Annotated in this window: 15 protein-coding genes; 5 read left to right on the forward strand and 10 right to left on the reverse strand. The window is 59.7% G+C overall.

Annotated elements, in window-relative coordinates:
• Positions 1 to 60: 60 nt before the first annotated feature.
• The 10 genes from ACILSL_RS25915 to ACILSL_RS25960 form a co-directional block, all read right to left on the reverse strand.
• Entirely contained in the window at positions 61 to 1,899 is a 1,839-nt protein-coding gene (locus ACILSL_RS25915) for a replicative DNA helicase (protein ID WP_395734976.1), read from the reverse strand.
• Positions 1,896 to 2,936 (reverse strand): hypothetical protein, encoded by a 1,041-nt coding sequence (locus ACILSL_RS25920; protein ID WP_395734977.1) that lies wholly within the window; start codon positions 2,934 to 2,936, stop codon positions 1,896 to 1,898. Before ACILSL_RS25920 ends, ACILSL_RS25915 begins: the two co-directional genes overlap by 4 nt.
• Positions 2,937 to 2,948: 12 nt before the next feature.
• On the reverse strand, positions 2,949 to 3,344 hold the full coding sequence (locus tag ACILSL_RS25925; protein ID WP_395734978.1) for a hypothetical protein: 396 nt from the start codon (positions 3,342 to 3,344) through the stop codon (positions 2,949 to 2,951).
• The gene (locus ACILSL_RS25930; RefSeq protein WP_395734979.1) at positions 3,341 to 3,634 is read right to left on the reverse strand and encodes a hypothetical protein; all 294 of its coding nucleotides are present in this window, start codon (positions 3,632 to 3,634) and stop codon (positions 3,341 to 3,343) included. The genes ACILSL_RS25925 and ACILSL_RS25930 overlap by 4 nt, the downstream gene beginning before the upstream one ends.
• 8 nt (positions 3,635 to 3,642) lie before the next feature.
• Positions 3,643 to 3,996: a hypothetical protein gene (locus ACILSL_RS25935; RefSeq protein ID WP_395734980.1), complete on the reverse strand. Its 354-nt coding sequence runs from the start codon at positions 3,994 to 3,996 to the stop codon at positions 3,643 to 3,645.
• Entirely contained in the window at positions 3,923 to 4,252 is a 330-nt protein-coding gene (locus ACILSL_RS25940; protein ID WP_395734981.1) for a hypothetical protein, read from the reverse strand. Before ACILSL_RS25940 ends, ACILSL_RS25935 begins: the two co-directional genes overlap by 74 nt.
• Entirely contained in the window at positions 4,249 to 5,148 is a 900-nt protein-coding gene (locus ACILSL_RS25945; RefSeq protein WP_395734982.1) for a hypothetical protein, read from the reverse strand. Before ACILSL_RS25945 ends, ACILSL_RS25940 begins: the two co-directional genes overlap by 4 nt.
• Before the next feature lie 83 nt (positions 5,149 to 5,231).
• On the reverse strand, positions 5,232 to 5,663 hold the full coding sequence (locus tag ACILSL_RS25950) for a hypothetical protein (RefSeq protein WP_395734983.1): 432 nt from the start codon (positions 5,661 to 5,663) through the stop codon (positions 5,232 to 5,234).
• A gap of 269 nt (positions 5,664 to 5,932) precedes the next feature.
• Complete coding sequence (locus ACILSL_RS25955) at positions 5,933 to 6,199, reverse strand: hypothetical protein (RefSeq protein ID WP_395734984.1); 267 nt, start codon at positions 6,197 to 6,199, stop codon at positions 5,933 to 5,935.
• Between the two features lie 181 nt (positions 6,200 to 6,380).
• Entirely contained in the window at positions 6,381 to 6,572 is a 192-nt protein-coding gene (locus ACILSL_RS25960; protein ID WP_395734985.1) for a hypothetical protein, read from the reverse strand.
• 327 nt (positions 6,573 to 6,899) lie between these two features.
• On the opposite strand from ACILSL_RS25960, the gene ACILSL_RS25965 reads away from it, so the two are divergent.
• From ACILSL_RS25965 to ACILSL_RS25985, 5 genes are all read left to right on the forward strand, one after another.
• Positions 6,900 to 7,103, forward strand: coding sequence for a hypothetical protein (locus tag ACILSL_RS25965; protein ID WP_395734986.1), 204 nt, complete (start codon positions 6,900 to 6,902; stop codon positions 7,101 to 7,103).
• 342 nt (positions 7,104 to 7,445) lie between these two features.
• Complete coding sequence (locus tag ACILSL_RS25970) at positions 7,446 to 7,739, forward strand: hypothetical protein (RefSeq protein WP_395734987.1); 294 nt, start codon at positions 7,446 to 7,448, stop codon at positions 7,737 to 7,739.
• 1 nt (position 7,740) lies between these two features.
• The gene (locus ACILSL_RS25975) at positions 7,741 to 7,974 is read left to right on the forward strand and encodes a hypothetical protein (protein ID WP_395734988.1); all 234 of its coding nucleotides are present in this window, start codon (positions 7,741 to 7,743) and stop codon (positions 7,972 to 7,974) included.
• 115 nt (positions 7,975 to 8,089) lie between these two features.
• Positions 8,090 to 8,302: a hypothetical protein gene (locus ACILSL_RS25980; protein ID WP_395734989.1), complete on the forward strand. Its 213-nt coding sequence runs from the start codon at positions 8,090 to 8,092 to the stop codon at positions 8,300 to 8,302.
• Positions 8,303 to 8,338: 36 nt separating this feature from the next.
• Positions 8,339 to 9,040, forward strand: a complete 702-nt coding sequence (locus ACILSL_RS25985) for a hypothetical protein (protein ID WP_395734990.1) — start codon at positions 8,339 to 8,341, stop codon at positions 9,038 to 9,040.
• Positions 9,041 to 9,369: the final 329 nt, after the last annotated feature.

A 9,369-nucleotide genomic window follows, 5' to 3' on the forward strand; every position in this document is an offset into this window, starting at 1 on the left:
CGCGCAACGGTGCGCCTTCTTCGCGGTGTGTGGGGTCTGGTTGTGAAAGTCGCCCATGATTCAATCCTCAAAAAGCTCCTCATCGGATGGAGGTTCGTCGTCGTGCTGCGGTCCGGTGAACTTGTCGCCATACCCCATCTGCCTCTCGGTCTTGTTGTTGCTCCACAGCTTGGGCGTGCGCGTGTCGAAGCGGGTGAACTCCGGACGGAAGCGCAGCGGAATGCGTGCCTCGTCGCCGTTGCGATTGAGTTGCAGCAAAAGCAGCGCGTGCTCGTTCCAGTCGCGCTCAGGGTTCCATTCCATTTTGGCCTTGCGGTTCTCGTCTCTGAGGATCTGCCCCACACCGTTGCGCACGGGCTCCATGTTGCTCCACAGTTCAGGATTCTTTTTCCGCCGCGGCAGCACCATGGCCTTGAAGGCGTTCTGCTGCTTCTCGTCAAGGTCCGCCCATTTCTTATAGCGCGCGGGCCGGTGGATGAAGGCGCCGTAGTCGAGGAATTTCTCGATGGCACTGCCGCCGTCGTAGTCGGCAGAGCTGGGTTCATGGCGCGGATTCTTCTCGGCGCTGCGGTTCGCCTGGGCGAGCACGATGAAGATCAGGCCAAAGTCTTTTGCCAGCCAGTGAATGGTTTCCATGGCCTCGGCGATGGTGTGACGCTCCTCGCTCTGGCCGATCTTCGTCACGGCCTTCACGAGCTGGAGATAGTCGAGCGCCACGCACTTGATCTTGTGCTTGCGCACCATCATGCGCACGATGGCGCGCAGGTCGTTGGTGTTGATGGCCTTGTCATGCACCCACAGCGGCGCGTGCTGCATCTTGCGCGTGGCCATCGCGAGATTGGCCTGGTCACCACGCGAGATGCCGCCGTTGTTTTCGAGATCGCCATCGTCATCGGAGGGCTCGCCATCGGCTGGCTTTTTCTTTTCGAGAAAACCGGTGCTCGCCTTGCTCGTTTCAATGTCGAATCCGCCAAACAAGATGCGGTTCCACAGGCGGCGGCGCGGCATTTCGAGCGAGAACACCAGAGTGGGAATCTCCTGATCCACGGCGATGCTCTTCACCATCGTGCACAGCACGTTCGTCTTCCCCATCTTCGGCCGCGCGCCCACGACGAATACCTCGCCGCCCTCGAGGCCTTGCCCGCCGATGGCGCGATCGAGATCAGCCCAGCCGGTGGAAATCCCGAGCATCTTGCCCTTGTTGCTTTGCAGCCGATCCACGTGGTCGATGACTTCGGTGACGACGTTTCTGCTGTGCACAGGTCCGTTGTCGCCCTGGCCGGTGCGGATGGTCTCGAGCACGTTGAACAGCGCGCCGTCGATATTCGCCACACAGTCGCTGGGATCTTCAGCGGGGTCTTCCTTGCCGTGCTCAAAGGCGGCGGTCGCGCCGGCTGTGCAATGGTGGATCGTGGTGCGCAGAATCCACTTGTTGAAAATCACCCGCTGGTAGTAGGGCAGGTGCGCGGAGATCGGCACAAAGGTGTAAAGCTCGGAAATGGCCGCGCTGCCGCCGACCTTATCGAGGTCGCCCTTGTCGCGCAGCCAGTTCGTGAGCATCACGGTTTCCACCGGTTGCTTCGCGTCATCGACCGCGAGAATGGCCTCGTAGATCAGCCGGTTTGGCGTGTGGTAAAACATCTCCGGCTTTAGCTTCGTGCGCGTGTCTGAAAGCCAGTCTCCGGCATCTTGCAGCAGACACGAGAGCACACCCTTTTCTGCCTCGTCGCTGAACGGCAGTTGGCGGTTCACCCCGGCCAGCAAGTCTTCCGTGCTCGCCGCGCCCTTCTTCTTTTTCGCAGCGTTAGCCCGGGCCTGCGGCACGGCCTCGCCGCCCTCGGGGTGCATGGGGTCGATGGCCGCTGCATCGGCGATGTTGATGATCGGCGCGTCGCTCACAGTGCAGCCCCCCCCTCTCCTTTTTCGCATTCGTCGATCAGCCTTGAGCGAAGCGCAGGCGGCACATCGGCGAACTCGCGCGGCAGCGGCGCATCCGTGATTTCCGGCCACACGTCGCGCCAGCCTTCGGGCTCGAAGTCGGCGGCATCGACGTTCAAGAGGCTTTGCTCTTCGATGGCGACCTCAGGAGCTGGCTTTCTCGCCGGGTGCGATGGATGCGCCGCGCCCGCCAGTCTCTCGGGAAACAAACCCGTCCATCCGTTCACCATGCTGGCATCCACCACCTCGCGGAGTTGGGCAGCGGTCAGGCCCGCCATCTTGCGCAGCAGCACGGCAAAGCCGGTCGGCTTGTAGCCCTGCCGCCGCTCCGCCTTGTAGCGCAGCCATTCCTGCATGATCGCCATCCGCTCACCCTGCCAGTCTTCCGGCCATTCGAGATCCAGCAGCACGCGCCCCCCTTTCTTTTTTTTGCCCGGAGGATCTTCCGTGCCGGAATCAGGATGCTCGACTCCGTAGTCAGCCAAATCAGCGACAGCAGCCTCGGCGGCATTTCCCCCTTTGGGGGATAAAGGGGGTTCCTTCCTATCCAATCCTATCCTATCCAATCCAATCGCTAGGGGTATAGCTGCGCCTATAGCTGGAGGTGAAGGCTGGGCTATAGGTTGTGGTTTAGGTTTTGCTATACGCTTGCAAACGAAGCCTTGCGCATGATAGCATTCGTCATCTTGCAAACGGCGGCCGGGCCATTTGTGAATCAGGGAGGAATTCTGTTCTCCCCATCCGTTGACTTCCCAGAAGCCATCGTCTTTTTCCATGATGAAGCGCAGCTCCAAAAGGTGGCGGTAGAGCTGTTGGTGATCGCCCCCAAAATCGCACACGCCGGCCAGTTCCAGCGGCGTGAGTTTGAATTGCCATGCACGTCTTTGCTCGCAGTAGGACCACAGCGAAAGCAGCGCCCGCAGCGCTGGGCCATCGCCGATCCGCAGGCACAGCAGCTTGGTTTTCCAGTGAGAGAGAAAATCGTTTTTGACGAGCATAGATGCGAGAAATCAGGCGTGGGCTTTTTTCTTTTTCCCCTGGCGTCCGATGGTGTGCGGCGCGTAGCGGCGGCGGGCACGGGAGACGGTGCGTATGTCGGTGGAGAGCATCTGGGCGATTTCGGTGGTGCCCTTTGTCCAGTCCACTTGTTCCCAGGGGTGGCGTTTGGGGTTCAGCCGAAGGCGCGGAGGGGTGCGGTGGGCATCGAGGCTGAGGCCGCGAGAGATACGTGTATCGGCTGCCCAGATGAAAACACTGCCGCTCTTTTTGGTGGCGGGCCGGTTGTTGCCGTCGCGCAGGGCATAGGGGCGCTTCAATCGCTCTAGGGTGACGATGGCGCCGGCCAGTTCCTTGTCATCATGCGGCCGGTGGTAAGGCCCGGCGAGGATGCGGAGAATGGGTTTCATTGGCAGCAAGGGAGAAATGAGGGTTGCCTGAGATTTGAAAGGTCTGGCACTTGGCTAGACGCTTGCCGTTGTGAAGCCGCTTGATACTCCGGCTTGTTGCGCGCCCAGCGATTGGCGCGCTCGATCCAGTCTTCGCGGTGCTTTTTCAATTCCTCGATCTGCCGCGGCGTGACTGGCACCTCGGGATGGTTCGCGATGAAATCCCACTGCCGCACAAAGGCGATGGCCTCCGTCAGCAGAATGACGGTCGGATCCGTGGGTGGGAGGTAATCAAGAGCACGCGCTGGCATGGGAGAAATCAGGCAGATGGCAACTGGTGGTGGGCAATAAGATCATCCAGCGCGTGGCGCAGATCCTCGGCGCGGGCGGTGGTCGGCTCGCGATCAAAGCGGGCGGTGAGCCGCAGCACCTCGCTGGCAAACGCGCCGAGACCCAATGCCTGAGCCAGATGAACGGGCAGGTGGCGTTCCTCGCGCTCGCTGCGGGCTTTAAGCTGGCGATCGAGTCCGCGCTTCAGAGGCGGTGGATCCGGCGGCAAAGGGACGGTATCCGCTGGTTCGGCAGGGCTGAACGGCGAATCATCTGGCGTGGCTTTGCCGGTGATACGGCCCAGCAGGGTGCCCGTAGGTTTTTCCAGTGCTTTGGTGATCATGGTTGTGAATCAGGTGGGTTCGAGGGTGCTTTTGCGCGAGTCCGTCGCGCGGCGGGAATTCCGTGGTGGGGCTGATAGCCATGCCCTCGAATTGTGCGATTCCATGGTCCGCAGCCATCTCAATGACCAGCAGGCGGAAGGTGCGGCGCAGGATGGTGGCGGGTTCGCGATCACGCTCCCGCTGGAAGATGTGCCAGGCCGTTTCGATAGCCTGATCTTCGACTGAGATGGCCCCGCCCTGCGCCGTGGTGTTCATGCCGCGCCCTCCTTTTTTTGCGATCCAATCCCCAGCGGAAGGTGAGCCCATCCGAATACGGATTCCTCGATGAGCACGGCATTGTTCCAGCGCCAGACTCCAGCGTCGCGGAATCCCGTCTCGCAGCCCGTGGCGGCGTCGATGATCACGCTGGTTTCGTCGTCCGGGAAACTGCCATCGCGCACCCAATGCAGGGTTTCGGCGCCGGGCGGCCCTTCTTTTTCCTTTTCCAGCAACCACTCATAACCGCGCAGGCAGGCCAGCGCGTCCGCGTCTGCCTCGTGAATCTTCGGGCGTTGGCCCGGCGCCCATTGGCCGGAGAGTTCGCCGAGGCGATCCAGCTTCAAATTGCCAGCCGGGATGATACCGCGATCCATCAGCGTGCCCATCTTGTCCATGCTGCATCGCCAGGCGTGGCGGATCGGCATACGGACACCGGCGACGGCGGCGGCGGCGGCCTCGTCGAGAAACATCCGGTCAAACCCGGCATTGTGCGCCAGCATCAGCGCGCCAGGCTGGGCTTTGAAACGGTCCTCCAGAAACGCAACGAGGATGCAAAGCGCCGTGCGGACATCCACTGCGTTTCGCTTGTCCCACAGCGCGGCGGAGTATCCGTTGATGCGCGCGGCGTCCGGCTCGACGATCTTTCCCGGCTGAGACTCCGGCGTGACGTAGATCACGGATGGCAAATCTCGCGCCCAGCTCGCGACGAGCGCAATGGATAGCAGCGCGTGCTGTCCGGGTCGCGTGCCGCCCGTTTCCGTGTCGATGGCGATGAAGAACGACTCGCCGCCCCTTTCTTTTTTTTCTTCGACCATGATTTCCCCAAGCTGCCGCCCTTGGTCGCATGGCTGCGATTCCGGGCTTTCTTTTTTCGATTTTTGAAGCCGTGCCATAAGGCAGCAGTCAATGTCAGCACCTCACCCCTGCCGGCCCCACAACCCGGCCAATGCAAAAATTTTCTCCCCAGCCAAATGGATTACCCATCATCCTCCCGGCCAGGCTCGCCGACCCCCTCCCCCCCTGCAAAACCAGCCAACACCGGCGGAATCTGGTCGATTGAATCCGTTACCTCGGAATCAATATCATTCATTTTGAATGAGTTACATTTGAGAACCACATGACTATCAACCAATTGGCCGACGGACTCAGCCACTCCAGCCACCTCAGCAGGCTCCGCCGCCAGTGTCGGCATTTTCCCCATCCGCGAACCCATCCGGCGGGCGGGCAGGGGAGTAATCCGGCGCATCAATTGCTCCACAGCCGAGCAGCTCAACCCAGGGAAGAGCGACCCCACCTCCAGCCTCTCCCCGATCACGGTCTGAACGGTCCGCAGCGCTCCCGCCTGCACCCTGCGCGTGATCGTCGCCGGATCGCATCCCAACAGCCTGGCAGCTTCAGCACGGCTCACGAGAACCGCCGCTGTTTGCCGGTGAGTCTGTCGGATTCGTCCCATGGTTGCGAAAAAAGAAAAAGGGGCGGCGGCATCACCTCGCGGCAGCGAGTAATCCGCACGCGATCGACGCGGCAACGATCAGCGCAGCTAGAGCATCCAGCGGCATCACTCGCGACCCTCCGCGTCTGGGTTAAATGGCCCAGCTTCAGCCCGCGCGATCCACACCACGAGAGCCAGGGCCGGCAGGTGCGAAAAAAAGAGAGCGGCGGCGTGGACGACCTCGTTCATGGCTGCGCACTTCCTCCCATCAGCTTCGTGAATTCCTCCTCGCAACTCTCGCGTCGGAAGCTTTTAGCTTTAATGAAAACCGTGCTGTTCGTAGGGTCGGTAGTCCCGCAGACAAATCGCGGAAAGCTTTCAAACGGAGTCTCGATAAGGTAAACAAAGCGGCCAGGCTGCACCGGATACGGCTCCAGCCGCAGCAACGTCTTCACATCCTGCTCCCGACGGATGAGGTCGGCCAGCTCGGCGAGCAAAGTTTCCGTGATCATAGCACGCGGCCTCCGTCGCTGAGTTGATGCACGCTCACCACGTCCAAGTCAGCCGGATCAGCGCGAAAAAACAGAGCCGCCCGAGCTTCTGCATTGCGCTCGGCGGTCTTCAGGTCGCGACCTTGGACCGTCAGCCATAGACCGACATTTTGCGCGCGGTCGATCACGTGGGCCTGCCATCTCATTGCGCGATTGCAGCCTTATCGGCTGCGCCCTCCGGTTGTGGCTGATTGCTCTTTGCCTCGTCCGTCTCTACGGCCGCTTTAATCGCCTGCCGCGCGACATCAGAAAGGCTGATTAGCGATCGCTCCGCTACCTTTTCAGCCCGTGCTTTCAGGTCCACGGGTAGACGAATTTTCAGGCTTGCGTCCATTTGCGGCTAATTTGTGCTACATTTACAACACGAATGCAACATTAAAATATGCCGAAATCAAAAATCTTGCATTTGCTCCACAAAAGGAACACAATAGCCCTAAATCTGTCCAGCAGTCATAAGCCTCGGACACGTAACAACGACACCATGCACATCTACGTCTGCCGGCTCGGGAGAAGCGAGCCGTAGCCGTATAATCACCCTTGTGCTTCCGCATGGCTAAACCAAACATCACCCAGGACACTATTCACCTGCGTCTTCCCGCCGATCTAAAGGCCAGGCTTAGGCGATCATCACTCGCAAACGCACATCAGCACTGCCGGCCTCGTGCGTATGGCCCTCGGCGAATACCTCGACACACTAGATCCGCATCTCCGCGAGACAGGCACTGGCTACACAGCGCCACCTCCGCCAGAAGCGCCACCCGTCAAACATCGCCGCGCCATCCGTCCAGCACGGATCGACTGGTCATTCTACGTCGTCACCCGCGCCGCCCCATCGCAGCCCATTAATCCCCTCTTGACCCAGTAGGATATACGCGCCGCTTGACAAGATTTACGCCTGTAAATTCATTCTGAAAACGCAGGCAAACCAGGCGTAGCACATGATTCGAGCCATCGCTGAAAACATTTCGCGAGGTGAATGGCTAGATCGGCTCGTGCTGCGCGGACGGTGCAAGCCTCGGTCAGGCTCGAACGACAAGGCTGAGGCACCGAGCCTTAGCGAGGCTGATCCTCAAGCCGCTGGTTAGCTGGCGATGAAAATAAACTAAGTTTTTGTTGCAAAATCTTCCGCCTCTCTTAGAATCCGCTGTTGCCACAAGGCAACGCCAACACAAACCCGCAGTGCCGGTCAAAGCACGAACTCAAAAAAATGAAAAACAGATTCACATTCGACTCCGGTGCCAATGGCACCACATGCGCATTCTGCGGCTGCTCAATTTCAGCCACGACAGACAAACAATTCCCGTTCGCACGCCGATTGGTCACGGGTAAACACGCAGCCGAGGCTGAGGCAAGGACAGGCAACAAGGTCTATGTCCACCACGGCGATCCTGCCTATCCCCATTGCTGGGGGCCGCAGAGTCAGACCGCCGAGCAAAAAAAGCGCATCGCACATGCAGAAATCATGGGAATGTCGCTCCGTGAAAAAATCCGAGCAATGTGAGATGATGCCCGCGCCTGAAAACAACACCTTCGCCGCCAAGCCCGCCTCGCAGAAAACGAGTGCGGGCCGCGTGCCTGCGGCCTTCACGCCGCCGGAGAAAAAGCGAGTGATGAAAGCCCATGCGGGTAAGGGATCGCTCTCGCGGTTTGTGGCTCTCGCGGCACTTGCTGCGATTGATAACGGCTTCGAAGTCCATGAGCCAGCTAACGACAAAGTTCAGGGCACCGCCGACTAACCACATTTACTCCGCAAACCAAACGATGAAACCGAAGCCAGAAACCAATGAAGCGCCGCCAGTCCAGGCGGTTGACCCTGCAACGCCTTGTTCGTCCTTGGACGTGGCTAGCGCCATGATACGGCAGCAGGAATACCTGCTCAATCGACAGGAAGAACTCATGCAGGCAGTGATGCGCCGCAATCGAGAGCTTGTCACAACGATGAATGAATGCCTCCGTGAAAACCACAAACTGCGGAAGGAACTCGACGGCTACAAGCGCGGCAGGCTGTGGACGCTCATCGCCTCGATGCTCCCAACGATGGAAATGCGCTTTCGCGATGAGTAGGACGAACGCCGAACGCACCCACGGAGGGCCTGACGCATGACAACCGAGCTTCCAAAACCGCCCGCAGGCCCGGAGTTGGGTGCCGTGACCGGTTCTGCTTTCCCCAGGCGTCCTGGTCTGGGCTGGAAGCGGCTGCTGCCTGCCCCGGTGTGGGAGCACACGAGCGGCATAAGAATCCACGGCGGCGGACTCGTGCTGCTTCCAAGTGGGCGTAAGGTGTGGGCAGAGAATTGGCCGGAATGTCGGCAGCTCGCCACGGCTGTGCGGCAACAAGGAGGAACCCGGCGGCGCGGGCTGATGGTCTATGCGCTACGGCTACTCAAGCAGAACTATCAGATCGTCGATGAGGATCACGAGGCAGCACCGGCAATGATGCAATTCGCCAGTGATGCTTTCTACGGCAAGCCGCTCGCGAGCTGTCTCAAGATGATCTTGGAGCAGCGGAAGTCGCTGAATAAAGGCCCAGCCTCAGTTGAGGACTTTTACACTGAGTTGGTGAACGGCGGTTATCACTTCGAGGGGAAAGAGGAGAACCGAAAGACCATTCTCCGAACCGCCCTCCGAAAGAATTCAGATTTTCACCGCCTGCCAAACGGCCTCCACGGGCTCTCTCAGTGGTATGAGCGCATCAAGAAGCCTAGCGGGAATGGAAATACGGACGATTCGGACGATTTTGAACCACAGGAGGAGGACAAGACTGATGCTGATTTGCCACCACTTTTGAAGGATAGCGCATGAAAAGCGCAACCCCCGGATCTTGAAGGTACGAACTTCAAGCCGGGGGTCACACAGTTTCTGCAATTGCCCTGAGCAGGTTGCCAGACCAACGCAGATCTCCTTGGCCGGAGGCTGCGATCCTAATACAGGACACCGCGTCTGTCAATGGTAAGGGCAACCCCCGAAACCATGAAGACGAAACTAAACCCAAAACCGTGCCGCAGGTGCGGCAGGCCCATTATCATCCGGCGCTCTGCGTGGAATGAGAGGGCGCAACGCGTTGTCCACGGCAATCCGTTCCTTGTGATCCACTTGGACGGGTGTTCTTGCGATGACGGGTGCCAGATGAT

The organism is Prosthecobacter sp. (assembly GCF_044222345.1).
Classification (GTDB): domain Bacteria; phylum Verrucomicrobiota; class Verrucomicrobiia; order Verrucomicrobiales; family Verrucomicrobiaceae; genus Prosthecobacter.

What these genes read in the sequence shown, in the direction of transcription:
- ACILSL_RS25985 (WP_395734990.1), top strand. Translation starts at nt 8,339, where the DNA reads ATGACAACCGAGCTTCCAAAACCGCCCGCAGGCCCGGAGTTGGGTGCC.
- ACILSL_RS25945 (WP_395734982.1), bottom strand. Translation starts at nt 5,148, where the DNA reads ATGGCACGGCTTCAAAAATCGAAAAAAGAAAGCCCGGAATCGCAGCCA.
- ACILSL_RS25925 (WP_395734978.1), bottom strand. Translation starts at nt 3,344, where the DNA reads ATGAAACCCATTCTCCGCATCCTCGCCGGGCCTTACCACCGGCCGCAT.
- ACILSL_RS25930 (WP_395734979.1), bottom strand. Translation starts at nt 3,634, where the DNA reads ATGCCAGCGCGTGCTCTTGATTACCTCCCACCCACGGATCCGACCGTC.
- ACILSL_RS25955 (WP_395734984.1), bottom strand. Translation starts at nt 6,199, where the DNA reads ATGATCACGGAAACTTTGCTCGCCGAGCTGGCCGACCTCATCCGTCGG.
- ACILSL_RS25970 (WP_395734987.1), top strand. Translation starts at nt 7,446, where the DNA reads ATGAAAAACAGATTCACATTCGACTCCGGTGCCAATGGCACCACATGC.
- ACILSL_RS25980 (WP_395734989.1), top strand. Translation starts at nt 8,090, where the DNA reads ATGATACGGCAGCAGGAATACCTGCTCAATCGACAGGAAGAACTCATG.
- ACILSL_RS25935 (WP_395734980.1), bottom strand. Translation starts at nt 3,996, where the DNA reads ATGATCACCAAAGCACTGGAAAAACCTACGGGCACCCTGCTGGGCCGT.
- ACILSL_RS25920 (WP_395734977.1), bottom strand. Translation starts at nt 2,936, where the DNA reads ATGCTCGTCAAAAACGATTTTCTCTCTCACTGGAAAACCAAGCTGCTG.
- ACILSL_RS25975 (WP_395734988.1), top strand. Translation starts at nt 7,741, where the DNA reads ATGATGCCCGCGCCTGAAAACAACACCTTCGCCGCCAAGCCCGCCTCG.
- ACILSL_RS25940 (WP_395734981.1), bottom strand. Translation starts at nt 4,252, where the DNA reads ATGAACACCACGGCGCAGGGCGGGGCCATCTCAGTCGAAGATCAGGCT.
- ACILSL_RS25960 (WP_395734985.1), bottom strand. Translation starts at nt 6,572, where the DNA reads ATGGACGCAAGCCTGAAAATTCGTCTACCCGTGGACCTGAAAGCACGG.